The following is a 25,063-nucleotide window of genomic DNA, read 5'->3' as shown; positions in this document are numbered from 1 at the left end:
CATCCCCCACTATGGAATGGCTCACAAGCCCCGAGATCTGGGTTGCCTTTCTGACCCTGACTGCCCTGGAAATCGTCCTGGGCATCGACAACATCATCTTCATCTCGATCCTCGTCGGCCGCCTGCCGCCCGCGCAGCAACCCAAGGCGCGCTTCTTCGGCCTGGCGCTGGCGATGGGTACGCGCATCCTGCTGCTGCTCTCGATCACCTGGGTGATGCGCCTGACCGCCGACCTGTTCACCGTATTCGACCACGGCATCTCCGGGCGCGACCTGATCCTGTTCTTCGGCGGCCTGTTCCTGCTGTTCAAGAGCACCATGGAAATCTTCCACAGCCTCGAAGGCGCGGAGGAGGGCGGCCAGCAGGGCGGCAAGTCCCGCGGCTTCATGGGCATCATCATCCAGATCGCGATCATCGATATCGTCTTCTCACTGGACTCGGTGATCACCGCCGTGGGCCTGGTGCAGCACGTGCCGGTGATGGTCGCGGCCATCGTCATCTCGGTCGGCGTGATGATGTTGTCGGCTGGCACCATCAGCGCCTTCATCGAGAAGCACCCGTCGCTGAAGATGCTGGCGCTGTCTTTCCTCATCGTGGTCGGCACCGTGCTGATCGCCGAGGCCTTCGAGATCCACGTGCCCAAGGGCTACGTGTACTTCGCCATGGCCTTCTCGCTGGCGGTGGAGGCGATCAACATCCGCCTGCGCGGCGCCCTGGCGCGCAAGCGCGGCGAGGAGCCGGTGAAGCTGCGCAAGGACGTGCCGAGCTGATCGGTCTGTCTTGAAACGAAAAGCCCGGCCTAGCGCCGGGCTTTTTTTAGGGCTCTTCGTAGGACCGAGGGGGACGCCTAGTCCTAGCTCGCGAACCCTCTAGGCAGCGTAGCCGCTGGGTAGCTCCGTTCGCGAGCAAGCTCGCTCTTACAGGGTTACCCGACCTTCGTCGGCAACGCTGGGCGGCGCCACGCGACTGAGGCACACTGGCTGCCCGTAACAAATTATTGCGCCTGCCCGGGCGCCACGAGGTCCGCAATGCTCGCCAGTACCTGGTTCGCCTTCTTCATCGCCTGCTGGATCATCAGCCTGTCGCCCGGCGCCGGGGCCATTGCCTCGATGTCCTGTGGCCTGCAGTACGGCTTCTGGCGTGGCTACTGGAATGCCCTGGGGCTGCAGATCGGCCTGGCGCTGCAGATCGCCGTGGTCGCTGCCGGCGTCGGCGCGCTGCTCTCGGCTTCGGCGGTCGCCTTCAGTGCGATCAAGTGGTTCGGCGTGGTCTACCTGGTCTATCTCGCCTATCGCCAGTGGACCGCTGCGCCGCAGGTGATGGACGCCGGCGGCGCACGCGCCATCGGCCGGCCGCTGTCTCTGGTGCTGCGCGGCTTCCTGGTCAACGCCAGCAACCCCAAGGCGGTGATCTTCATGCTTGCGGTGCTGCCGCAGTTCGTCGACCCGCACCGGCCGATGGCAATGCAGTACGTGATCATGGGCGCAACCATGATCACCGTCGACCTGATCGTCATGGCCGGCTACACCGGTCTGGCCGCCCGCGTACTGCGCGCACTGCGCTCGCAGCGCCAGCAGCGGATGATGAATCGTACTTTCGCCACGCTTTTCGTGGGGGCCGCCGGGCTGCTCGCAACCGTGCGCCGCGCCCCGGTCTGAGGGCGTTTGCGCCTGCTCCGGAGTTCTCTTGCGAGGGCTCCGGGCGCAACTATGCGGGACATTGTCCTTGCATAGACGGAAACCTGAGGTGACAATTTAACCTCTTTCATTCTCATTTACCTTTCCGTATGCGCCCCTCCAAACTTTTCGTCTGGCTGTTGCCGCTGGTCGGTCTCCTCAGCCTTGGAGCTCAAGCCGACACGGCTGTCGACCCCTCCCAAGCCCTGCACCTGCTCAGCTATCTCGCTGCTGACTATCCGGCCACCGTCACCGACGGCAAGGTCGTGGACGAGAGCGAGTACAAGGAGCAGCTCGAATTCGTCGGCAACCTGCAGTCGCTGATCGTCACCCTGCCGGCCGTTCCCGAACGCGCCGACCTGGAAAAGGACGCTGCCAGCCTGCGCCAGGCCATCGAGCAGCGTCATCCGGGCAAGCAGGTCGCCCAGCAGGCGCGTCACCTGGAGGCGCGCGTCGCCGATATCTACCAGGTGGTGCAGACCCCCGCGATCACTCCGGACCCGACCCGCGGCGCCGAGGTGTACACCCAGCAGTGCTCGATCTGCCACGGTGACGCCGGCAAGGGCGACGGCCCGGCGGGCATCGGCCTGGAGCCGCCTCCAGCCAACCTGACCTCCCGCGCGCGTCTCGACCAGCTCAGCCTGTACGACCTGCGCAATGTCATCGGCCTGGGCGTTTCCGGTACCGACATGCCAGCCTTCGCCGACCAGCTCGACGAGCGCCAGCGCTGGGACCTGGCGTCCTACGTCGCCAGCCTCAGCGCCGGCCAGGCCAAGCCCGATCCGGCCCACGCCTACCCGCTGGCGACCCTCTCGACCCAGACCCCGGCCGATGTCGCCGAGCGCGATGGCGACGCCGCGGCCGAGAGCTTCCGTGCCCTGCGCGCGCATCCGCCGCTGGAACACCGTGGCCCGGCGCAGCAGATCGACTACACCACCGTGACCCTGGACAAGAGCTTCGCCGTGTATCGCTCCGGCGACCACGACCAGGCCTACGACCTGTCGGTGGCGGCCTACCTGGAAGGCTTCGAGCTGGTGGAAAGCTCGCTGGACAACGTCGACGCCGACCTGCGCAAGGCCACCGAGAAGCAACTGATGGCCTACCGTCAGGCGCTGCGTGACGGCCTGCCGGAAGCCCAGGTGGCGCAGCAGCTGGAGCTGGCCAAGGCGAAGCTGGCGGATGCCGCCAAGGCCCTGAGCGGCGACTCGCTGAGCTTCTCCATCAGCTTCATCTCGGCGCTGCTGATCCTCCTGCGCGAAGGCGTGGAAGCGATCCTGGTGCTGGCCGCCATCCTCGCCTTCCTCCGTAACACCGGGCAGGAACAGGCGGTGCGCGGCGTTCACGTTGGCTGGGGCCTGGCCTTCGTCGCCGGCTTCGCCACCTGGGCGGTCGCGGCCTATGTGATCAACATCGGCGGCGCCCAGCGCGAGCTGATGGAAGGCTTCACCTCGCTGTTCGCCTGCGTGATGGTGCTCTGGCTCGGCGTGTGGATGCACGACCGCCGCCATGCCGCTGCCTGGCAGGACTACATCCGCAGCAGCCTGGTCGGTGGCGGTGGCCGCTTCGGCTTCGCCGTGCTGGCGTTCTTCTCGGTCTACCGCGAGCTGTTCGAGGTCATCCTGTTCTACGAGACCCTCTGGCTGCAGGCCGGCCCGGCTGGCCACAACGCGGTGATCGCCGGTGCGGGCACCGCCGTGGTGATCCTGATCGGCATCGCCTGGGTGATCCTGCGCGGTTCGGCGAAGCTGCCGCTGAAACTGTTCTTCACCATCAACGCCGCGCTGCTCTGCGCCCTGTCGGTGGTGTTCGCCGGCCATGGCGTAGTCGCGCTGCAGGAAGCCGGCGTGATCGGTACCCGTCCGGTGCCGTTCTTCGACTTCGACTGGCTCGGCATCAAGGCCGACGCCTACTCGCTGTCGGCCCAGGCCGTGGCGCTGCTGGCGGTGGCCGTGCTCTATGGGCGCAGCTACTTCTCCGAGCGCCGCAAGGCCGCCGAGGTCGCCTCCTCCTGAGGCGATAGCTGAGCGATACACGACGGCCAGTGCGATACTGGCCGTTGTGCTTTCTGGAGATTGGTTTGCCGATTATGCGTATCTGGATCGATGCCGACGCCTGCCCGCGGGCGGCGAAGGAGCTGGTGGCGAAGTTTGCCTTGAAGCGCAAGCTGGAGGTGGTGATGGTCGCCGGCCAGCCCGTGGCCAAACCGCCGTTCGCCTGCGTCAGCCTGATAGTGGTGCCCAGCGGGATGGACGCCGCCGACGATTACCTGGTGGAGCAGGCCGAGCCCGGCGACCTGGTGATCTGCAGCGACGTGCCGCTGGCCGACCGGCTGGTGAAAAAGGGCGTCGATGCGCTGGACCCGCGTGGCCGCGAGTTCGACGAGAAGAACATGGGCGAGCGGCTGGCGGTGCGCAACCTGTTCACCGACCTGCGCGAGCAGGGCCAGGTGGGAGGAGGGCAGGCGCCCTACGGCGACAAGGACCGCCAGGCCTTCGCCAACGGCCTGGACAAGCTGCTGACGCGCCTGCTGCGCGAGGCAGAGGCGCGCAAGGCCTGATCCGGCCTGAAACGAAAACGCCCGGCAGTGCCGGGCGTTTTCGTATGGGTGGGCCGAGCGTAGGAGCGGACTTCGTCCGCGATAGCTCCGCATCGCGCCGGAAACCATCGCGGACAGAGTCCGCTCCTACGGGGGCAAGTCCTCAGGCCAGCTCCAGCACCCGATCGACCGCCTTGTTGATGCCGCTGGCGGCTTCGGCGATGGACTGCGCGAGCATGTAGGCCGGGGTGGTGACCAGCTTGTGGTCTTTGTCCTCGACGATGTTCTCGACGCTGCAGTCGATGTGCTTGGCGCCCATGCTGGTCAGCGCCTGGGCGGTGCCTTCGTCGGTGCCGATGGTGCATTCCACGCCTTCGCCGTAGATGCGCGCAGCCATGGCCGGGGCGATGCAGATCAGGCCGACCGGCTTCTTCGCTGCGGCGAAGGCCTTGGTCAGGGCCAGCACGTCGGGTTGCACCTGGCACTGGTCGCCCTTGAAGGCGAAGTCACTGAGGTTCTTCGCCGCGCCGAAGCCGCCGGGGACGATCAGGGCGTCGAAGTCCTCGACCTTGGCTTCACGCACGTCCTTGATCTCGCCGCGGGCGATGCGCGCGGATTCCACCAGCACGTTGCGCTTCTCGGCCATCTCCTCGCCGGTCAGGTGGTTCAGTACGTGGTGCTGCTCGATGTTCGGGGCGAAGCACTGCACCTGGGCGCCGCGCTGGGAAAGGCGCAGCAGGGTGATCACGCTTTCGTGGATCTCGGCGCCGTCGTAGACGCCACAGCCGGAGAGGATGACGGCAACTTTCTTCTGCATGGACTGCTCCTGTTCGAGGATGCCGGGCGTGTCGCGATATGCCGCCCGGGTTGTCGCCGGCGGTCGGGGCCGGCGCGGAGGGAGGGGCTAGGATCAATCATCAGGGCGCATTGCCCTGAGGCCTTCCCATAAGCATAACGACTCGGCCGCGCCATGAACTATATCCTCTTCGCCGTACCCTTCTTTTTCCTCCTGATTGCGATCGAGCTGCTCGCCGACCGCTGGCGCGGCATGCGCACCTATCGCCTGAGCGACGCGCTGAACAGCCTCAGCGCCGGTGTGCTGTCGACCACCAGCGGCCTGCTGACCAAGGGCCTGGCGGTACTTACCTACGCCATTGCCTGGCAGCACCTGGCGCTCTTCGAGCTGTCCACGCAGAACCTCTGGGTCTGGGTGTTCGCCTTCGTCTTCTACGACTTCTGCTACTACTGGAACCACCGCCTGGGTCACGAGCGCAACGTGCTCTGGGCCGCGCATTCGGTGCACCACCAGAGCGAGGACTACAACCTCTCCACCGCCCTGCGGCAGACTAGCACCGGCTTCATCTTTGGCTGGATCTTCTACCTGCCCATGGCCATCGTCGGCGTGCCGCCGCTGGTATTCCTCACCGTCGGCGCGCTGAACCTGCTCTACCAGTTCTGGGTGCACACCCGGCACATCCCCAAGCTGGGCTGGTTCGAGTGGATCTTCATCACCCCGTCCAACCACCGCGTGCACCACGCGCAGAATCAGGTCTACATGGATCGCAACTACGGTGGCGTGTTCATCGTCTGGGACCGCCTGTTCGGCACCTTCCAGGAGGAGCTGGACGAGGAGCCGGTGGTGTTCGGCGTGACCGTGCCGCTGGCCAGCTGGAACCCACTGTGGGCCAACCTGCAGGTCTATGCGCACCTGTGGAACGACGCGCGCCGCGCCGGCAGCCTGTGGGACAAGCTGCGCATCTGGTTCATGCGCACCGGCTGGCGCCCCGAGGACGTCGCCCAGCGCTACCCCATGGCCAAGCCGGACCTGGCCGCCTTCCGCAAGTTCGAGGTGCCGCTGAGCCGTGGCCGGCAGTGGTACGCCGGGCTGCAGTTCGTCACCTACGTAGTGGTCGGCACCTGGCTGCTGGGCGTCGGGGAGCATTGGCAGGTGCTGCCGCTGCTGATCGGCTGGAGCTGGGTGGCTTTCGGGCTGTACGCCATCGGCTGTTGGCTGGAGAACCGCGGCTGGGCGTTGCGCATGGAGTTGCTGCGACTGGCGCTGAACGTGCCGGCGGTGGCGGCACTGGCCATCTGGGGTGGGATCGAGTTGCCGCAATGGACGCCCTGGGCGCTGGCGGTCTACTCGCTGCTCAGCCTGATCGGGCTGCTGGGCCTGCGGCGCGCCGAGCGCCCGCCGCAGGCGGCCTGATCGGCCGGTAGGGTCACTCGGCCTTGCTGGCCTTGAAGCGGCGACGCAGCCAGAACAGCAGGCCGATCACCACGAAGCCGCCCAGCACCATGAGTTCATACTTCTTGATGTTGCCCAGCACGCCTTCCAGCACGCTGCCGAAGTAGAAGGCAGCGCTGCCCAGCACCGTGGCCCAGACGATCGCGCCGATGCCGTTGAGCAGCAGGTAGCGCGCCGGCGGATAACCGGACAGGCCGATGGCCACCGGCATCACGGTGCGCAGGCCGTAGACGAAGCGGAAGCTCAGCACCCACAGGTCCGGGTGCTTGCGCACGTGCTCCAGGGCCCTGTCGCCCATCTTCTGCCAGCTCGGCTTGCGCGCGAGCAGCTTGCGGCCGTGGCGCCGACCGAGGAAATACCAGAGCTGATCGCCGGCGTAACTGCCGAAGAAGGCCACCGCGACGACGTACTCCAGCTGCATGTAGCCGCGGAAAGCCAGGAAGCCGGCCAGCACCAGAATGGTCTCACCCTCGAAGAACGTACCGAGAAACAGGGCGAAGTAGCCGAAATCCTGCAGGAATTGTTGGAGCATTATCGAGGCAACGCAGCGAAATGAACGCGAAGCCTAACCCGGTTGTCGCCCGGGGGGAAGGCACCCCGGTTCGCACAACTGACCTGGAACAAGTCTGTAGGGCCACTACGCGGCGCCTTGCCGCAGTGGCAGGATGCCGCGACCAAGGGTCACTGTTACCTGTTGTTACCAATCGGTCATAATTCACGGCTATAACTGTCACACTGTGCCTGCTGTATCAGGCCCTGGAGTACGCCGTGAGCTTCATTCCCGCCGATCGAGCCTTCCCCTTCACCCGACTGCGCCGCAACCGTCGTGACGAATTCTCCCGCCGCCTGGTGCGCGAGAACGTCCTGACTGCCAACGACCTGATCCTTCCGGTGTTCGTCCTCGACGGCAAGAATCAGCGTGAAGCGGTGCCCTCGATGCCGGGCGTGGAGCGCATGTCCATCGACCTGCTGCTCAAGGAAGCCGAGGAGCTGGTGGAGCTGGGCATTCCGGCGCTGGCGCTGTTCCCGGTGACTCCGCTGGAAAAGAAAACCCTCGATGGCGCCGAAGCCTTCAACCCGGACGGCATTGCCCAGCGTGCCACCCGCGCCCTGCGCGAGCGTTTCCCGGAGCTGGGCATCATCACCGACGTGGCCCTGGACCCGTTCACCAGCCACGGCCAGGACGGCATCCTCGATGAGGACGGCTACGTTCTGAACGATATTTCTGTCGATGTGCTGGTCAAACAGGCGCTTTCCCACGCCGAAGCCGGCGCCCAGGTCGTGGCGCCCTCGGACATGATGGACGGCCGCATCGGCGCCATCCGCGAGGCCCTGGAATCCACCGGGCACATCAACACCCGCATCATGGCCTACTCGGCCAAGTACGCCAGCGCCTACTACGGCCCGTTCCGTGACGCCGTCGGCTCCGCCGCCAACCTGGGCAAGGGCAACAAGGCCACCTACCAGATGGACCCGGCCAACAGCGACGAAGCGCTGCACGAGATCTACGCTGACCTCGCCGAAGGCGCCGACATGATCATGGTCAAGCCGGGCATGCCCTACCTGGACATCGTCCGCCGCGCCAAGGACGAGTTCCGCGCGCCGACCTTCGTCTACCAGGTCAGCGGCGAGTACGCGATGCACATGGCGGCTATCAACAACGGCTGGCTCAGCGAGGCGGTCATCCTCGAATCGCTGCTGGCCTTCAAACGCGCGGGCGCAGATGGCATCCTGACCTACTTCGCCAAACGCGCAGCACAACAATTGAAAATGAAAAGCGGGGGCTGACCCCGTCGATGAGACGAGCGATGAATACCGAAGGCATTAGCGAAACCGAAGTTATCGAAGCTGACACCACCGCTGAAATCACCGAAGTCGTCGTGGCGGAACCCGCCGAGGCGACGCCGCCGCCCGTCGTCGAGCCGGCGGCCCCGGCGATCAACGTGGACGACAGTGCCCTCTACATTCATCGCGAGCTCTCGCAGCTGCAGTTCAACATCCGCGTGCTGGAGCAGGCGCTGGATGAGTCCTATCCGCTGCTGGAACGCCTGAAGTTCCTGCTGATCTTCTCCAGCAACCTCGACGAGTTCTTCGAGATCCGCGTCGCCGGCCTGAAGAAGCAGATCACCTTCGCCCGCGAACAGGCCGGCGCCGACGGCCTGCTGCCGCACCAGGCGCTGGCGCGCATCAGCGAGCAGGTGCACGAGCAGGTCGCCCGCCAGTACAGCATCCTCAACGACATCCTGTTGCCGGAGCTGGCCAAGCACGATATCCGCTTCATCCGCCGCCGCTACTGGACGCCGAAGATCAAGGCCTGGGTCCGTCGCTTCTTCCGCGACGAGATCGCGCCGATCGTCACCCCCATCGGCCTCGACCCGACCCACCCGTTCCCGCTGCTGGTGAACAAGAGCCTGAACTTCATGGTCGAGCTCGAAGGCCTGGACGCCTTCGGCCGCGACTCGGGCCTGGCGATCATCCCGGCGCCGCGCTCGCTGCCGCGGATCATCCGCCTGCCCGAGGAAGTCGCCGGCGCCGGCGACAACTACGTGTTCCTCTCGTCGATGATCCACGCCCACGCCGATGACCTGTTCAACGGCATGAAGGTGAAGGGCTGCTACCAGTTCCGCCTGACCCGTAACGCCGACCTCTCGGTGGACGCCGAGGACGTCGAGGACCTGGCCCGCGCGCTGCGCGGTGAGCTGTTCTCGCGCCGCTACGGCGACGCCGTGCGCCTGGAGGTGGTGGACACCTGCCCGACGCACCTGTCCAACTACCTGCTCAAGCAGTTCGGCCTGTCCGAGACCGAGCTGTACCGCGTCAGCGGGCCGGTCAACCTGACCCGCCTGTTCAGCGTCACTGGTCTCGCCAGCCATCCGGAGCTGCAGTCGCCGCCGTTCACCCCGACGATCCCCAAGCTGCTGCAGAAGAAGGAAAACCTGTTCAACGTGCTGGGCAAGCTCGACGTGCTGCTGATGCACCCCTTCGAGTCCTTCACCCCGGTGGTCGACCTGCTCCGACAGGCCGCCAAGGACCCCAGCGTGCTGGCGATCAAGCAGACGCTGTACCGCTCCGGCGCCAACTCCGAGATCGTCGACGCGCTGGTGGAAGCCGCACGTAACGGCAAGGAAGTCACCGTGGTGATCGAACTGCGGGCGCGCTTCGACGAGGAATCCAACCTGCAGCTGGCCAGCCGCCTGCAGCAGGCCGGTGCGGTGGTGATCTACGGCGTGGTCGGCTTCAAGACCCACGCCAAGATGATGCTGATCCTCCGCCGCGAGGACGGTGAGCTGCGCCGCTACGCGCACCTGGGCACCGGCAACTACCACGCCGGCAACGCCCGCCTGTACACCGACTACAGCCTGCTGACCGCCGACGTGGCGCTCTGCGAGGACCTGCACAAGCTGTTCAACCAGCTGATCGGCATGGGCAAGACCCTGCGCATGAAGAAGCTCCTGCACGCGCCCTTCACCCTGAAGAAGAACCTGCTGGAGATGATCAACCGCGAGGCCGCCCAGGCGGCCGAAGGCAAGCCGGCGCACATCATGGCCAAGGTCAACTCGCTGACCGACGCCAAGGTCATCCGCGCGCTGTACAAGGCCAGCCAGGCCGGCGTGAAGATCGACCTGGTGGTGCGCGGCATGTGCTGCCTGCGTCCGGGGGTGCCGGGCGTGTCGCACAACATCCAGGTGCGCTCGATCATCGGCCGTTTCCTGGAGCACAGCCGGATCTACTACTTCCTCAATGGCGGCGAGGAGAAGCTCTATCTCTCCAGCGCCGACTGGATGGAACGCAACCTCGACATGCGTGTGGAGACCTGCTTCCCGGTGGAAGGCAAGAAGCTCGTGCTGCGGGTGAAGAAGGAGCTGGAGTCCTACCTCAGCGACAACACCCAGGCCTGGGTGCTGCAGTCTGACGGCAGCTACGTGCGCCAGAGCCCCAGCGGCAATCAGAACGCCCGCAACGCCCAGGCGACCCTGCTGGAGCGCCTGTGCACGCCGGTGATCAATTCGCGTTGATCTGACTGGTGTCTCTGAAAGCCCTGCCTCGGCAGGGCTTTTTCATGTCTGCACAACGGCTTTTCGTAGGAGCGAGCTTGCTCGCGAACCCCGGCCCCGCTGCAGCTTGATGTTCGCGAGCAAGCTCGCTCCTACAGGGACTGCCGTGGCGATGGCGAAATGAAAAGGCCCCGGCGTTTGCGCGCCGGGGCCTTTGTCGTTCGCGGTAGCGATCAGCTCACGCTGAGCGAATAACCCACGCGCTTGAGCCACTCGGCTTCCTGTTCGAAATCCGCCTGGGTCAGCGGGTTGGCCGCCAGCCAGCCGTCCGGGAAGCGCACGTCCAGCGACTTGCCGGAGGCCTTCAGGGCCACCGCCGGCATTTCCTGGGTGCCACGGATGTGGTGGAAGAGGATGGCGAAGCGCAGCACGATGCACAGGCGGATCAGCTTGTCGCCTTCATCACCCAGCTCGTTGAACTTGTCCGCCGGGATGTTGCGGCGGTGGCCGCGCACCAGCAGGGCCAGGGTCAGTTGGTCGACGCGGGAGAAGCCGGCCAGGTCCGAGTGCTCCAGCAGGTAGGCGCCGTGCTTGTGGTAGTGGTAGTGGGCGATATCCAGGCCCAGCTCGTGGACGCGCGCGGCCCACATCAGCAGCTCGCGGTGACCGTCGTCGGTCAGGTCCCAGGCCTTGGCGACCTGGTCCAGGGATTCCAGCGCCTTGGCCTCGACTCGTGCGGCCTGTTCCGGATCGACGTGGTAGCGCTCCATCAGCGCGCCGATGGTGCGCTCGCGGACGTCCTCGTGGTGGTGGCGGCCCAGCAAGTCGTACAGGACGCCTTCACGCAGGGCGCCTTCGGAGTGGGTCATGCGGGTCAGTTCGAGGGCATCGAACAGCGCTTCGAGGATCGCCATGCCGGCCGGGAAGATCGGCCGGCGGTCGGGCTTGATGCCATCGATGTCGAGCTTGTCGACCTCGCCCAGCTTGAACATCTTGCGCTTGAGCCAGGCCAGGCCGTCGGGGTTGATCTCGCCGTTGCCGTGGCCGCCGGCCTGGATCGCCAGGCAGATCGCGCGGATGGTCCCGGAGGCGCCGACGGCCTCGTCCCAGCCCAGGCGGCGCAGGCTGTTCTCGATGCTCATCAGCTCCAGGCGGGCCGAGGTGTAGGCCTGGGCGTAGCGCGCCGGGGTGATCTTGCCGTCCTTGAAGTAGCGCTGGGTGAAGCTCACGCAGCCCATCTGCAGACTCTCGCGCAGCTGCGATTCGAACTGCTGGCCGATGATGAACTCGGTGCTGCCGCCGCCGATGTCGACCACCAGCCGCTTGCCGGGGTTGTCCGGCAGGGTGTGCGAGACGCCCAGGTAGATCAGGCGCGCTTCCTCGCGGCCGGAGATGACCTCCACCGGGTGGCCGAGGATGCGGTCGGCCTCGCGGATGAACTCGGCGCGGTTGCGCGCCTCGCGCAGGGCGTTGGTACCCACGACGCGTACCGAGCCGGGCGGCATGCCGTTGATGAACTGGGCGAACTGCTTCAGGCAGTCGTAGCCGCGCTGCATGGAGTCGGCGGTGAGCAGGCGGTCCTCGCCGATGCCGGCGGCCAGCTGGACCTTCTCGCCCATGCGTTCGAGGATGCGGATCTCGCCGTGATCGGCCTTCGCCAGGACCATGTGGAAACTGTTCGAGCCAAGGTCAATGGCCGCGATCATGGGAAAGGTCTTGGCAGGGGTATGGGGCATAGGGGGAGGTCCGGGAAAATACGGGAGACATCCTGCCATTTTAGGCAGGTAGTGCCAATCAAGGGGTTGTCACCGATCAGAAGTCACCGCGGCAGCGATAGATAGACTCAATCAGCTGCGCCTTTCGGTGCGGGCCGAGGCGGGATATGATGGCGGACACTTTTTCGCATCCGATTGACGGAGAGAATACATGAGCGAACATATCGTCAATGTTACCGATGCCAGCTTCGAGCAGGACGTACTGAAGTCCGACGGTCCTGTGCTGGTCGACTACTGGGCTGAATGGTGCGGCCCGTGCAAGATGATCGCCCCGGTACTGGACGAGATCGCCAAGGACTATCAGGGCAAGCTGAAAGTCTGCAAGCTGAACATCGACGAGAACCAGGACACCCCGCCGAAGTACGGCGTGCGTGGCATTCCGACCCTGATGCTGTTCAAGGGCGGCAACGTCGAAGCGACCAAGGTCGGCGCACTGTCCAAGTCGCAGCTGGCTGCCTTCCTCGACAGCAACATCTAAGTCGAGAACTCCCGAAAAGCCCCGCCAATGAGCGGGGTTTTTTCGTTATTGCCCCTAGACGCTCCGAAACTCGGGTGTTAAATTCGGGCGCACAACGATTATTTCGTTGTCCCCTGCAAGCCGTCGCCGACGCACTTCCTATTCGAATTCCAAGCGATCCTGTCCGTCATCTACGGCGCGGCTCTTCAAGCATCTTGCTTGTTCCCTTTTCCCCTTTCAGCGTATTTACGTCCCTTCTATGAATCTGACCGAACTCAAGCAAAAGCCGATTGCCGAATTGCTGGAAATGTCCGATGCCATGGGCCTGGAAAACATGGCCCGTTCGCGCAAGCAGGACATCATCTTCGCACTGCTGAAGAAGCACGCGAAAAGCGGCGAGGAAATCTCCGGTGACGGCGTGCTGGAGATTCTCCAGGATGGCTTCGGCTTCCTGCGCTCCGCCGATTCCTCGTACCTGGCCGGCCCCGACGACATCTACGTCTCGCCCAGCCAGATCCGGCGCTTCAACCTGCGCACGGGCGATACCATCATTGGCAAGATTCGTCCGCCGAAGGAAGGCGAGCGTTACTTCGCCCTGCTGAAAGTCGACTCGATCAACTTCGATCGCCCAGAGAACGCGAAGAACAAGATTCTCTTCGAGAACCTGACGCCGCTGTTCGCCAACAAGCGCATGAAGATGGAGGCCGGCAACGGCTCCACTGAAGACCTGACCGGTCGCGTCATCGACCTCTGTGCGCCGATCGGCAAGGGCCAGCGCGGCTTGATCGTGGCTCCGCCGAAAGCGGGCAAGACCATCATGCTGCAGAACATCGCGGCCAACATTGCGCGCAACAACCCCGAGTGCCACCTGATCGTCCTGCTGATCGACGAGCGCCCGGAAGAAGTGACCGAGATGCAGCGCACCGTGCGCGGCGAAGTGGTCGCCTCCACCTTCGACGAGCCGCCGACCCGCCACGTGCAGGTTGCCGAGATGGTGATCGAGAAGGCCAAGCGCCTGGTCGAGCACAAGAAGGATGTGATCATCCTGCTCGACTCCATCACCCGTCTGGCCCGTGCCTACAACACCGTGATCCCCAGCTCCGGCAAGGTGCTCACCGGTGGTGTCGACGCCCACGCCCTGGAAAAGCCCAAGCGCTTCTTCGGCGCCGCGCGCAACATCGAGGAAGGCGGTTCGCTGACCATCCTCGCCACCGCGCTGATCGAAACCGGCTCGAAGATGGACGAAGTGATCTACGAGGAATTCAAGGGTACCGGTAACTCGGAACTCATCCTCGACCGTCGCATCTCGGAAAAGCGCGTGTTCCCGGCGATCAACATCAATCGCTCCGGCACCCGTCGCGAAGAGCTGCTCACCGGTGAGGAAGAGCTGCAGCGCATGTGGATCCTGCGCAAGATCCTCCACCCGATGGACGAGATCGCCGCCGTGGAATTCCTCCTCGACAAGCTGCGCCAGACGAAGACCAACGACGAGTTCTTCGACTCGATGAAGCGCAGCAAGTAAGCGCTCTGCGAGACCAACGAGGCCGGGGAAACCCGGCCTTCGTGTTTCTGCCTGGCGGTGATAGGCGGTAGACTGTCGCATCATCCTGCCGCCATCGAGACCCTCATGCAGTATCGCGACCTGCGCGAGTTCATCGCTGCCCTGGAGCAGCGCGGACAGCTCAAGCGCATCCAGGCGCCGGTATCCCCGGTGCTGGAAATGACCGAGGTGTGCGACCGCACCCTGCGCGCCAAGGGCCCGGCCCTGCTGTTCGAAAAGCCCACCGGCTATGACATGCCCGTACTCGGCAACCTGTTCGGCACGCCCGAGCGCGTGGCCCTGGGGATGGGCGCCGAGGACGTCTCCGAACTGCGCGAGATCGGCAAGCTGCTGGCCTTCCTCAAGGAGCCGGAGCCGCCCAAGGGGCTGAAGGACGCCTGGTCCAAGCTGCCGATCTTCAAGAAGGTCATCAACATGGCGCCCAAGGTCCTGCGGGACGCGCCGTGCCAGGAAGTGATCGAAGAGGGCGACGATGTCGACCTGTCGAAGCTGCCGGTGCAGACCTGCTGGCCCGGCGACGTCGCGCCGCTGATCACCTGGGGCCTGACTGTCACCCGCGGGCCGAACAAGGAACGGCAGAACCTGGGCATCTATCGCCAGCAGGTGATTGGCCGCAACAAGGTCATCATGCGCTGGCTCAGCCACCGTGGCGGCGCGCTGGACTTCCGCGAGTGGTGCCAGAAACACCCCGGCCAGCCCTATCCGGTGGCCGTGGCCCTCGGCGCGGACCCGGCGACCATCCTCGGCGCCGTCACTCCGGTGCCGGACAGCCTTTCCGAATACGCCTTCGCCGGCCTGCTGCGCGGGCACAAGACCGAGCTGGTCAAGTGCATCGGCAATGACCTGCAGGTGCCGGCCAGCGCCGAGATCGTCCTCGAAGGGGTGATCCATCCCGGCGAGATGGCCGATGAAGGCCCGTACGGCGACCACACCGGCTACTACAACGAGGTGGACCGCTTCCCGGTGTTCACCGTCGAGCGCATCACCCGCCGGCAGAAACCGATCTACCACAGCACCTACACCGGCCGCCCGCCGGATGAGCCGGCGATCCTCGGTGTGGCGCTGAACGAAGTGTTCGTGCCGATCCTGCAGAAGCAGTTCCCCGAGATCACCGACTTCTACCTGCCGCCCGAGGGCTGCTCGTACCGCATGGCGGTGGTGACCATGAAGAAACAGTACCCCGGCCACGCCAAGCGCGTGATGCTCGGTGTCTGGTCGTTCCTGCGACAGTTCATGTACACCAAGTTCGTTATCGTCACCGACGACGACATCAACGCCCGCGACTGGAACGACGTGATCTGGGCCATCACCACGCGCATGGACCCCAAGCGCGACACGGTGATGATCGACAACACGCCGATCGACTACCTGGACTTCGCCTCGCCGATCTCCGGCCTCGGCTCGAAGATGGGCCTGGACGCCACCCACAAGTGGCCGGGCGAGACCAGCCGCGAATGGGGCCGGGTGATCGAGAAGGACCCGGCGGTGACCCGCCGCGTCGACGAAATCTGGGCGAGCCTGGGCATCGACTGATGTCCGGGGCACCTTGTAGGAGCGAGCTTGCTCGCGAACCCAGCCCCGCTGCGGACCCAGTTCGCGAGCAAGCTCGCTCCTACATGAACAATAACGAGAACAGCGCTTGAAAGTGACCTTGCAACCCTCCGGCGCCCAGCTCGACCTGCGGCCCGGGGAACGTATCCTCGACGGTGCGCGGCGCCTGGGCTACGACTGCCCGCAGAGCTGCCGCAACGGCAATTGCCATATCTGCGCGGCGCTGCTGGTGGAAGGCCGCGTGCGCCAGGACGGCGAGGTGCGCGACCACGGCGAACTCTTCACCTGCCTGGCCGAGCCGCTGGAAGACTGCGTGCTGCACTGGGACGGCGTGCTGGCGCCCGGCGAACTGCCGGTGCGCAAGTTGTCGTGCCAGCTGAGCCTCTGCGAGCCGGTGGGTGGCGATGTCTGGCGCGTGCGCCTGCGTGCCCCGGCTGGCAAGCCGCCGCGCTACCACGCTGGCCAGTATGTGCTGATCGAGCGCGAAGGCAGCGAGCCGGCGGCCTTCTCCCTGGCCTCCGCGCCGCAGGAAGGGCGTGACCTGGAGTTGCATATCCTGGCCCGCGAGAACAGCGCCATCGACCTGCTGGCGCAGTTGCAGCGCGACCGCTTTGCCCGCGTGCAGATGCCCTTCGGCGATGCGCACCTGGCCGACCTGCCGGACGGCCCGCTGGTGCTGATTGCCGCCGGCACCGGCATGGCGCAGATGCACAGCCTGATCGAATTCTGCCGCGCCACCGGCTTCGCCCACCCGGTACACCTGTACTGGGGCGTGCGCCGTCCCGAGGACTTCTACGAGCTGCCGCATTGGGAGCAGTGGGAAAGCGTGCCCAACCTGCATTTGCACAAGATCGTCAGCGACCTGTGCGGCTGGCAGGGGCGCTGCGGTTTGCTGCATGAAGCCGTGTGCGAGGACTTCGCCGAGCTGTCCGGGCTGCGCGTCTACGCCAGCGGTTCGCCGGCGATGGTCTATGGCACGCTGGACGCGCTGGTGGCGGCGGGGATGGACCCGCATCAAATGCGCGCCGACGTCTTCGCCTACGCCCCGCGCGGCTGATCCCAGCCCAGCAAGGACTGCTTTTCGTAGGAGCGAGCTTGCTCGCGAACCGCCCAGCATTGGCATGCCCGGTAACTATGGTTCGCGAGCAAGCTCGCTCCTACAGGTCTACGTCTGCGACTGCGTAAGGTCGTTTCGCGCCGTTAGGTCGGTAGAGAACTCCTCCTGCAACGCCGCGCGAATCCAGTCCTCGAACCAGGCCACGTCGGCGCTCACCGCGCCGGTGGGCAGCAGCAGCTGGTAGCTCTCCAGCGGTATCTCTTCGGGTAGCGGCCGCACCAGCGTGCCGGCCGCCAACTGGTGTTTCACCAGCACCAGGTTGGCCAGGGCGATGCCGTGGCCGGCCTCGGCCATGGACAGCGCGTGGTCGTTGCTGACGTAGAGCACGTCGGAGTTCACCCGCAGGTCCAGCCCGATGCTGGACAGCCAGAGGTTCCACCATTCGCCGTCGTCGACGTGGATCAGCTTGTGCTGCGCCAGTTCGTGCACGCTGCCCAGCGGGCCGTGTTCTTCGAGGTAGGCGGGCGAACAGACCGGGAACACCGCCGGCCGCACCAGGGTGCTGTGGCACTGCGGGTAAACGCCGGGAAGCCCGTAGACAATCCCCAGATCGGCGCTTTTACCGTCCACTTCGGTGAAAGTCGGGTTGGGTTCCACCGCCACCTTCAGGCCGGGGCGCTGCTGGCGCAGGGTCTCCAGGCGCGGCATCAGCCAGCGCTTGGCGAAGGCCGGCACCACCAGGATCTTCAGCCAGCGCGCGGTGCCGCCGGGGGCCAGTTCATGGCCGGCGTCGGCGATCTGCTGCAAGGCTGTGGATATCTTCGCGTAGTAGCGCTGCCCGGCGGGCGTCAGGCTGACCCCGCGCGGGGTGCGCTCGAACAGCTGCACGCCGAGCCAGTCTTCCAGCAGCTTCACGTGACGGCCGATGGCCGGCTGCGTCACATGCAGGTCTTTCGAGGCGGCGACATAGCTGCCCAGCCGGGCGGCGGCCTCGAAGGCGCGGACGGCATTGAGCGGCGGAAGACGCTGGATCGACATGGGTTGGCCTCGTGGTCGGCGCCCGTGTGCCGGGCTGTTAGATTTTTAGCTGTTACTTTTTTTAATATCGAATGTAAGAAAATTGAGCTTTCCGCTCAACCACCTTTCTTCGAATATCGGCTCCAGCAGCATCACCACAATATCGAGCCGAACCCACGGCCAGCGCTGCATCCAGCGACTACTCCAGCCCTGCCAGAACAACTACAAGATCCCCCGGCTGCCAGCGTGCGGCAAACGGGAAGGATGCGGAGGTTTCACCATGAATGCCCTGCACAGCCTGCAGACGGCGGCGGTTTCCATCCGCTCCGTGCGCAAGGTCTACGGCGACCCGGCCAGCGGTCCCGTCGCGCTCAAATGCGTCGACCTGGACATCCGCGACAACGAATTCTTCACCCTGCTCGGCCCCTCGGGCTGCGGCAAGACTACCCTGCTGCGGATGATCGCCGGCTTCGAGTTCCCCACCTCCGGGGAAATCCAGCTCTACGGCGAGAACATCGCCGACCGGCCGCCCTTCGAGCGCCCGGTGAACACCGTGTTCCAGCACTACGCGCTGTTCCCGCACATGACCATTGCCGAGAACCTCGCCTTCGGCCTGGAATCCCACCCGATGGGCCAGCGCATGAGCAAGGCGCAGGTCGCCGAGCGCGTCCGCGAGATGCTCGCCCTGGTACAGATGGAGCGCTTCGCCCAGCGCAAGCCGACCCAGCTCTCCGGCGGCCAGCAACAGCGCGTTGCCCTGGCCCGTGCGCTGGCGCCGCATCCCAAGGTGCTGCTGCTCGACGAGCCGCTGTCGGCGCTCGACCTCAAGCTGCGCCAGGCCATGCGCGAAGAGCTCAAGGCGATCCAGGCCAAGACCGGCATCACCTTCATCTTCGTCACGCATGATCAGGAAGAAGCCCTGACCATGTCCGACCGCATCGCCGTGCTCTCCGAGGGCGAGGTGCAGCAGGTCGGCCGTCCGGACGACATCTACGAAAACCCGCGCAACCGCTTCGTCGCCGACTTCATCGGCGAGACCAACTTCCTCCCGGCGCGGGTCGAGAACTTCGCCGGCGACTGCGCGCAGTACCGCATTCCTGGCGACCAGCTGATCGAGGCCCCGACCCGCGAAGGCCTCAAGGTCGGCGCCGAGGTCACCCTGTCGATCCGTCCCGAGCGGCTGCAACTGGTGGCCGAGGACACTCCGTCCGCCACGCCCTGCAGCGTCGTCCAGCAGATCTACCTGGGCACCGACCTGCAGTACCAGGTCAGCCTCGCCGACGGCTCCCGCCTGACGGTCCGCGCGCCCAACAGCGCCGGCCAGCGTGGTCGCCTGGCGGCCGGGCAACGCGCCGGGCTGCTGTTCGAAAAAGGCAGTGCCAGCGTCCTGGTGGACTGAGCGGGGGTGAGCATGAAGCAGATATCCACAACCGCCGGCAATTCGCTGGAGCGGCGCCAGGCGCTGCGCAGCTTCCTCGGCGTGTCGCCCGCGCTGGTTTCCATCGGGCTGTTCCTGATCGTGCCGATCTTCATCGTGGTCGGTTATTCGCTGATGCAGGCCAACCCCTACGGTGGGGTGAACCCGCACTTCAGCATCGACGCCTACGTCTCGTTGCTGTTCGAGCGCCAGCTCGACGACAGCCTGGCCTTCGCCGACTCCTACGTGATGATCGCCCTGCGCTCCATCGGCATCGCCGCGGCGACCACCGCCATTACTCTGCTGGTGGGCTTCCCGGTGGCGGTGTGGCTGGCGATGCAGCCGGCACACCGTCGCGGCCTGCTGATCTTCCTGATCACCGTGCCGTTCTGGGCCAACCTGCTGATCCGCACCTACGCCTGGATCCTGCTGCTACGCGGCACTGGCGTGGTCAACGGCACGCTGATGAGCCTCGGCATCATCCACCAGCCGCTGAACATGCTCTACACCGACGGTGCGGTGCTGCTGGGACTGGTCTACACCTACGCGCCCTTCGTCGTGCTGCCGATCTACGCCACCCTCGAGAAGATGGACATGCGCCTGCTCGAAGCGGCCCAGGACCTCTACGCCGGGCGCATTCGCACCTTGCGCAAGGTGGTCCTGCCGATTGCCCGTCCGGGCATCCTGGCCGGCGCGATCCTCACCTTCGTGCCTTGCCTGGGCGCGATGATCGCCCCCGAGCTGCTCGGCGGCGGCACCAAGATGATGCTCGGCAACCTGATCTTCCGGCAGTTCAGCGACTCGCGGAACTGGCCCTTCGGCGCGGCGCTGTCGCTGGTGCTGATGGGCGCCGTGATGCTGGTGCTGATGTTCTACGCGATGCGCGCCGAACGCCTGCGCATCGCCCGGGGAGGTGAATGATGCTCTCGCTGCTGACTAAACGTCGCTTGGGTGTGCAGGATTTCCGTGGCTTCGGCGCGCTGAGCTTCCTGTTCTACCTGTACCTCTACGCGCCCATCGTGGTGCTGGTGGTGCTCTCGTTCAACGCCAACCAGTCCGCCACCGTGTGGACTGGCTTCAGCCTCGACTGGTACCGCAGCGCCTTCGCCAACCAGGCGCTGCGCCAGGCCGCCGGCAACAGCCTGCTGATCGCCGTGTGCGCCAGCGTGATCGCTACCGTGATTGCCACCCTGGCTGCGCTGGGCACCTCGCGCGGCGCCAAGTTCAAGGGCCTGCGCCTGTCCATGGGGGCGATCATGCTGCCGCTGGTGCTGCCGGAGATTGTCGTCGGCGTTGCCACCCTGGCGCTGTTCTCCACCCTCGGCCTGTCGCTGGGCTACGGCAACCTGATCATCGCCCACACGGTGTTCTGCATCCCGTTCGCCTACCTGCCGATCCGCGCCCGTCTCAATGACATGGACCTGTCCCTGGAACAGGCCGCCGCCGACCTCTACGCCGGCCCCTGGCGGACCTTCCGCAAGGTGACCCTGCCGCTGCTGATGCCGGGGATCTTCTCCGGGCTGATGCTGGCCTTCATCGTCTCGCTGGATAACTTCGTGATCTCGATGATGGTCTCCCAGGCCGGCACCACCACTTTGCCGATCTTCATCTTCGGCCTGCTGCGCATGGGCGTGACGCCCGATGTGAACGCGGTGTCGACCCTGATCCTCGGTGTTTCCGTGCTGTTCGTAACCCTGTCCTACCTGCTCGGCAAGAAGAAGGCCTGAGCCCACATACCGGAGTAGAAGATGAGCAAACTGATCGCTGCTGTAGGGGCCTCGCTGGCCATGGGGCTGGTGGCCAACGCGCACGCCGCCGAACAACTCAACGTGGTGAGCTGGAGTGGTTATTTCACCCCGCAGATCCTCGAGAAGTTCGAGAAGGAAACCGGCATCAAGGTGACCGTGGATTCCTACGACTCCAACGAAACGCTGCTGGCCAAGCTCAAGCAGGGCGGCACCGGCTACGACGTGGCCATTCCCTCCCACCAGTTCGTGCCGATCCTGATCCAGGAGAAGCTGCTGGAGCGCTTCGACCCGGCCAGCCAGCCGTATTACGCCAACGTCGAGGACAACCTGAAGAAGCCCACCTGGGACCCGGAAGGCGCCTACGCCGTGCCGTTCATCTGGGGTACCACCAGCGTGGTGCTGGACAGCGCCAAGTACAGTGGTCCGGCCGACAGCTACTCGGTGCTGTTCACCCCGCCGGCGGAGCTGCAGGGCAAGATCAACATGTTCGACTCGGCGAGCGAGGTGATCGACACCGCCAGCCTCTACCTGGGCATTCCGCTGTGCAGCGAGGACCCCAAACAGATGCAACAGGTGCTGACCCTGCTGAAGACCCAGAAGCCGTTCGTGAAGACCTACAGCTCCAAGGCCGGCTCGATCCGCGAGAACCTGGCTTCGGGCGAAGTCGACATGTCGATGTTCTGGGGCGGCTCGTCGATGCGTGCGCGTGAGATGAAATCCAGCCTGAAGTACCTCTACCCGAAAGAGGGCGTGATGGCCTGGGTGGACAACCTGGTGATCCCGGCCGGTGCCAAGCACCCGGAGAACGCGAAGAAGTTCATCGCCTTCCTGAGCCAGCCGGAAAACTCGGCGATGACCCAGAACTTCCTCAAGCACCAGAGCCCGATCAAGGGTGTTGAACCCTTCCTCGACGCCAGCCTGAAGGACGCGCCGGAACTGCACATCCCCGAGGGCACCAAGGTGGTGTTCAGCAAGACCTGTGGCGAAGGCGCGATCCGCCTGGCCGACCGTATCTGGACCAACCTGATGCGCTGATCCCGACCGGGAGATCCGCCGATCGACGCTGCTCGCGTCCACCTTGCGTGGGCGTGCCGGCAGCGTTCGGCCCGGCGAACGCGATCTTCGCTACAAGCCCCATCCGCCGATGGGGTCGTTGAACCCGACTGAACCTTCCCGTTGCGGGAAATCCTGATGAAAAAAGGCCTCGTTCCATGAGCCAGAACAACAAGCAAAATGAACTCGTCCAGCTCCAGGCCCACGAACTGGCCCAGCGCATCCGCCTGCGCGAAGTTTCCTGCCGTGAAGTGATGCAGGCGCACCTCGAGCAGATCGAGCGCCACAACCCGGCGGTCAACGCCATCGTCAGCCAGCAGCCGGACGACCTGCTGCTGGCCGCAGCCGACCAGCGCGACGGCGAACTGGCCCGTGGCCAATACCGCGGCTGGATGCACGGCCTGCCCCACGCGGTGAAGGACCTGTCGCTGACCCAGGGCATCCGCACTACCCTCGGCTCGCCGCTGTTCAGCGACTACCTGCCCGAGCGCGACGGCATCATGGTCGAGCGCATCAAGGCGGCCGGCGCGATCATCATCGGCAAGACCAACACCCCCGAATTCGGCCTTGGCTCGCACAGCTACAACCCGATCTTCGGTGCCACCGGCTGCGCCTACGCGCCCGACCGCACCGCCGGCGGCAGCAGTGGCGGCGCAGCGGCGGCCCTGGCGCTGCAGATGGTCCCGGTGGCCGACGGCAGCGACATGATGGGCTCGCTGCGCAACCCGGCGGCCTTCAACAACATCATCGGCTTCCGTCCGTCCCAGGGCCGCGTGCCCTTCGACGACAGCGCCGATCTGTTCATCGACCAGATGGGCTACGAAGGCCCGATGGGCCGCAGCGTGCGCGACGTGGCGCTGCTGCTGTCGGTACAGGCCGGCGGCGACGCCCGTGCGCCGCTGTCGATTGCCGAGAGCGGCGAGCAGTTCGCCGGCTCGCTGGAACGCGACTTCAAGGGTGCGCGCCTGGGCTGGCTGGGCGACCTGGGCGGCCACCTGCCCATGGAAAAGGGCGTGCTGGAGCTGTGCCGCAAATCCTTCGCCGACTTCGAAGCCATCGGCTGCCATGTCGAGGAGACCGCCATGGGCTTCTCGGCGGAACGCCTGTGGGACACCTGGCGTACCCTGCGTCACTGGATGGTCGCCGGCTCCCTCGGCGCCGCCTACGCCGACCCGGCCAAGTGCGAGCTGCTCAAGCCCGAGGCGATCTGGGAAGTGGAGAACGGCCTGAAACTCTCCGCAATGGACGTGTTCCGCGCTTCCGCCGCACGCAGCGACTGGTACCGTGCGATCAGCCGACTGTTCGAGCGCTACGACTACCTGCTGCTGCCCAGCGCCCAGGTGTTCCCGTTCGACAAGAGCTGGGACTGGCCGAAGGAAATCGCCGGCAAGACCATGGATACCTACCACCGCTGGATGGAAGTGGTGATCCCGGCCACCCTGTCCGGTTGCCCGGCGGCCAACGTGCCGGTGGGCTTCAATGAGCAGGGCCTGCCCATGGGCCTGCAGATTATCGGCCGGCACCAGGCCGACATGGCCGTGCTGCAACTGGCCCATGCCTACGAGCAGGCCTCGCGCTGGTACCAGCGCTGCCCGCCGCCGATGCTGGCGAGAGACTGAGTTACTTATCCACAAGCTGAGGGGGACGCATGAATATCAGCTTCTTCCAGGAACTGCTGCAAAGCATCACCGAGCGCGGCCGGCAATTGCTGGAATCGCGCGAGCCGGCGCCGGGCAATGCCCAGGCGCTGGCGCAGGCTTGCCACAAGCTGATCTCCAGCCATGGCGAAGCCTCGGGCGTGGCCCTGGCGCAGCAGGTGCTGTGCGCCTACCGCGACTGCCCGCAGGAGCAGCAGAAGGCCTTCTTCGACACCCTGCTGAAGGACTTCGCACCGCCCCACGACGCGCTGGCGCAGGCCTGCCAGCGCTACCTCGATGAACCGTCGTCGGCCAACACCACGGCATTGTTCGAGGCCAGCGAGCCGCCGCGCCAGGAGCTGTTCCGCCGCCTCAACCAGGCACCTGGCGGCACCGCCGAGCTGATCGCCATGCGCCGCCTGCTGCTGCAGGAACTCAAAGCCAATCCCGAGCTGGCCGCGGTGGATCACGACCTGCAGCACCTGCTGGCGTCCTGGTTCAACCGTGGCTTTCTGGTGCTGCGGCGCATCGACTGGTCGACCCCGGCGTCGATCCTGGAAAAGATCATCAAGTACGAGGCCGTCCACGCCATCAAGGACTGGGACGACCTGCGCAGCCGCCTGCAGCCGGCCGACCGCCGCTGCTTCGCCTTCTTCCACCCGGCGCTGGCCGACGAGCCGCTGATCTTCGTCGAGGTGGCGTTGACCCGTGCGATGCCGGGGGCGATTGCAGAGATTCTGGAAGGTAAGCCGGCTGATGCGTCGGCAGAAGAGCCCGATACCGCGGTGTTCTATTCCATCAGCAACTGCCAGGACGGCCTGCGCGGCATCTCCTTCGGCAACTTCCTGATCAAGCAGGTGGTGGAAGAGCTGGCGCGGGAGATTCCCGGCCTGCGCCAGTTCGTCACCCTGTCGCCGGTGCCCGGCTTCCGCCGCTGGCTCGACAGCCTGGGTGACGACCCGCAACTGGGCGCGCCTGCCGCCGAGCTGCTCAAGGCGCTCAAGCCCGATGCAGCACCGCCGCTGCGCACCGAGCAACCGATGCTGGCGCTGGCCGCCGAATACTTCCTGCATGCCCGCAACGGCGCAGGTTTGCCGCTGGACCCGGTGGCGCGCTTCCACCTGGGCAACGGCGCCCGCCTGGAACGCCTGAACTGGCGCGGCGACCTCTCCGCCAGCGGCCTGCGCCAGGCCGCCGGGCTGATGGTCAATTACCGCTACGAACTGCGCCAGATCGAAAAGAACCACGAAGCCTACGCCAACCAGGGCGCGGTCACCGCCTCACCCGAGGTGCGCAAGCTGGCCACCCTGTCGGCGAAAACAAAACGCTAGGACC

At 65.5% G+C, this 25,063-nt stretch carries 21 protein-coding genes; 17 read left to right on the top strand and 4 right to left on the bottom strand.

Annotation, left to right across the window (positions count from 1 at the left end; all coding sequences use genetic code 11):
* Positions 1 to 11: 11 nt before the first annotated feature.
* The 4 genes from QO207_RS00305 (at position 12) to QO207_RS00290 (ending at position 4,233) form a co-directional block, all read left to right on the top strand.
* On the top strand, positions 12 to 770 hold the full coding sequence (locus QO207_RS00305) for a TerC family protein (RefSeq protein WP_253442201.1): 759 nt from the start codon (positions 12 to 14) through the stop codon (positions 768 to 770).
* Positions 771 to 1,028: 258 nt separating this feature from the next.
* Positions 1,029 to 1,658, top strand: a complete 630-nt coding sequence (locus tag QO207_RS00300; protein ID WP_301478757.1) for a LysE family transporter — start codon at positions 1,029 to 1,031, stop codon at positions 1,656 to 1,658.
* Between the two features lie 128 nt (positions 1,659 to 1,786).
* Positions 1,787 to 3,688, top strand: coding sequence for a cytochrome c/FTR1 family iron permease (locus QO207_RS00295; RefSeq protein WP_301478755.1), 1,902 nt, complete (start codon positions 1,787 to 1,789; stop codon positions 3,686 to 3,688).
* Between the two features lie 74 nt (positions 3,689 to 3,762).
* Positions 3,763 to 4,233: a YaiI/YqxD family protein gene (locus tag QO207_RS00290; RefSeq protein WP_301478753.1), complete on the top strand. Its 471-nt coding sequence runs from the start codon at positions 3,763 to 3,765 to the stop codon at positions 4,231 to 4,233.
* Between the two features lie 142 nt (positions 4,234 to 4,375).
* On the opposite strand, the gene elbB is transcribed toward QO207_RS00290, so the two are convergent.
* The gene (gene elbB, locus QO207_RS00285) at positions 4,376 to 5,029 is read right to left on the bottom strand and encodes an isoprenoid biosynthesis glyoxalase ElbB (RefSeq protein ID WP_301478751.1); all 654 of its coding nucleotides are present in this window, start codon (positions 5,027 to 5,029) and stop codon (positions 4,376 to 4,378) included.
* 153 nt (positions 5,030 to 5,182) lie between these two features.
* On the opposite strand from elbB, the gene QO207_RS00280 reads away from it, so the two are divergent.
* The gene (locus tag QO207_RS00280; protein WP_301478749.1) at positions 5,183 to 6,421 is read left to right on the top strand and encodes a sterol desaturase family protein; all 1,239 of its coding nucleotides are present in this window, start codon (positions 5,183 to 5,185) and stop codon (positions 6,419 to 6,421) included.
* A 13-nt stretch (positions 6,422 to 6,434) separates the two neighbouring features.
* On the opposite strand, the gene QO207_RS00275 is transcribed toward QO207_RS00280, so the two are convergent.
* Positions 6,435 to 6,995, bottom strand: coding sequence for a DedA family protein (locus QO207_RS00275; RefSeq protein ID WP_301479388.1), 561 nt, complete (start codon positions 6,993 to 6,995; stop codon positions 6,435 to 6,437).
* A 233-nt stretch (positions 6,996 to 7,228) separates the two neighbouring features.
* On the opposite strand from QO207_RS00275, the gene hemB reads away from it, so the two are divergent.
* On the top strand, positions 7,229 to 8,248 hold the full coding sequence (gene hemB / locus QO207_RS00270; RefSeq protein WP_301478748.1) for a porphobilinogen synthase: 1,020 nt from the start codon (positions 7,229 to 7,231) through the stop codon (positions 8,246 to 8,248).
* A 20-nt stretch (positions 8,249 to 8,268) separates the two neighbouring features.
* Complete coding sequence (ppk1, locus tag QO207_RS00265) at positions 8,269 to 10,476, top strand: polyphosphate kinase 1 (RefSeq protein ID WP_301478746.1); 2,208 nt, start codon at positions 8,269 to 8,271, stop codon at positions 10,474 to 10,476.
* Positions 10,477 to 10,688: 212 nt separating this feature from the next.
* On the opposite strand, the gene ppx is transcribed toward ppk1, so the two are convergent.
* Positions 10,689 to 12,191: an exopolyphosphatase gene (gene ppx / locus QO207_RS00260; protein WP_301478744.1), complete on the bottom strand. Its 1,503-nt coding sequence runs from the start codon at positions 12,189 to 12,191 to the stop codon at positions 10,689 to 10,691.
* Between the two features lie 190 nt (positions 12,192 to 12,381).
* Here ppx and trxA point away from each other — a divergent pair, with 190 nt between their 5' ends.
* From trxA to QO207_RS00240, 4 genes are all read left to right on the top strand, one after another.
* Positions 12,382 to 12,708 (top strand): thioredoxin TrxA, encoded by a 327-nt coding sequence (trxA, locus tag QO207_RS00255; protein ID WP_015475045.1) that lies wholly within the window; start codon positions 12,382 to 12,384, stop codon positions 12,706 to 12,708.
* Positions 12,709 to 12,946: 238 nt separating this feature from the next.
* The gene (rho, locus tag QO207_RS00250; protein ID WP_184586340.1) at positions 12,947 to 14,209 is read left to right on the top strand and encodes a transcription termination factor Rho; all 1,263 of its coding nucleotides are present in this window, start codon (positions 12,947 to 12,949) and stop codon (positions 14,207 to 14,209) included.
* A gap of 105 nt (positions 14,210 to 14,314) precedes the next feature.
* The gene (gene ubiD, locus QO207_RS00245) at positions 14,315 to 15,781 is read left to right on the top strand and encodes a 4-hydroxy-3-polyprenylbenzoate decarboxylase (protein WP_301478742.1); all 1,467 of its coding nucleotides are present in this window, start codon (positions 14,315 to 14,317) and stop codon (positions 15,779 to 15,781) included.
* A gap of 106 nt (positions 15,782 to 15,887) precedes the next feature.
* A complete protein-coding gene (locus tag QO207_RS00240; protein ID WP_301478741.1) occupies positions 15,888 to 16,856 on the top strand; it encodes a CDP-6-deoxy-delta-3,4-glucoseen reductase in 969 nt (322 codons plus the stop codon).
* Positions 16,857 to 16,964: 108 nt separating this feature from the next.
* On the opposite strand, the gene QO207_RS00235 is transcribed toward QO207_RS00240, so the two are convergent.
* Positions 16,965 to 17,894: a LysR substrate-binding domain-containing protein gene (locus tag QO207_RS00235; RefSeq protein ID WP_301478739.1), complete on the bottom strand. Its 930-nt coding sequence runs from the start codon at positions 17,892 to 17,894 to the stop codon at positions 16,965 to 16,967.
* A 259-nt stretch (positions 17,895 to 18,153) separates the two neighbouring features.
* On the opposite strand from QO207_RS00235, the gene QO207_RS00230 reads away from it, so the two are divergent.
* The 6 genes from QO207_RS00230 (at position 18,154) to QO207_RS00205 (ending at position 25,059) form a co-directional block, all read left to right on the top strand.
* Complete coding sequence (locus QO207_RS00230; RefSeq protein WP_301478737.1) at positions 18,154 to 19,272, top strand: ABC transporter ATP-binding protein; 1,119 nt, start codon at positions 18,154 to 18,156, stop codon at positions 19,270 to 19,272.
* A 12-nt stretch (positions 19,273 to 19,284) separates the two neighbouring features.
* The gene (locus tag QO207_RS00225) at positions 19,285 to 20,211 is read left to right on the top strand and encodes an ABC transporter permease (RefSeq protein WP_301478735.1); all 927 of its coding nucleotides are present in this window, start codon (positions 19,285 to 19,287) and stop codon (positions 20,209 to 20,211) included.
* The gene (locus QO207_RS00220) at positions 20,211 to 21,017 is read left to right on the top strand and encodes an ABC transporter permease (RefSeq protein ID WP_174824627.1); all 807 of its coding nucleotides are present in this window, start codon (positions 20,211 to 20,213) and stop codon (positions 21,015 to 21,017) included. The genes QO207_RS00225 and QO207_RS00220 overlap by 1 nt, the downstream gene beginning before the upstream one ends.
* Before the next feature lie 21 nt (positions 21,018 to 21,038).
* Complete coding sequence (locus QO207_RS00215; RefSeq protein WP_301478733.1) at positions 21,039 to 22,073, top strand: extracellular solute-binding protein; 1,035 nt, start codon at positions 21,039 to 21,041, stop codon at positions 22,071 to 22,073.
* A gap of 176 nt (positions 22,074 to 22,249) precedes the next feature.
* The gene (locus QO207_RS00210) at positions 22,250 to 23,710 is read left to right on the top strand and encodes an amidase (RefSeq protein ID WP_301478731.1); all 1,461 of its coding nucleotides are present in this window, start codon (positions 22,250 to 22,252) and stop codon (positions 23,708 to 23,710) included.
* 29 nt (positions 23,711 to 23,739) lie between these two features.
* Positions 23,740 to 25,059: a malonyl-CoA decarboxylase gene (locus QO207_RS00205; protein WP_301478729.1), complete on the top strand. Its 1,320-nt coding sequence runs from the start codon at positions 23,740 to 23,742 to the stop codon at positions 25,057 to 25,059.
* Positions 25,060 to 25,063: the final 4 nt, after the last annotated feature.

It is taken from the genome of Pseudomonas sp. CAN1 (assembly GCF_030462585.1).
Classification (GTDB): Bacteria; Pseudomonadota; Gammaproteobacteria; order Pseudomonadales; family Pseudomonadaceae; genus Pseudomonas.
Note: the sequence above shows the minus strand (reverse complement) of the source record. Positions and strands in the feature narration are given on the sequence as shown.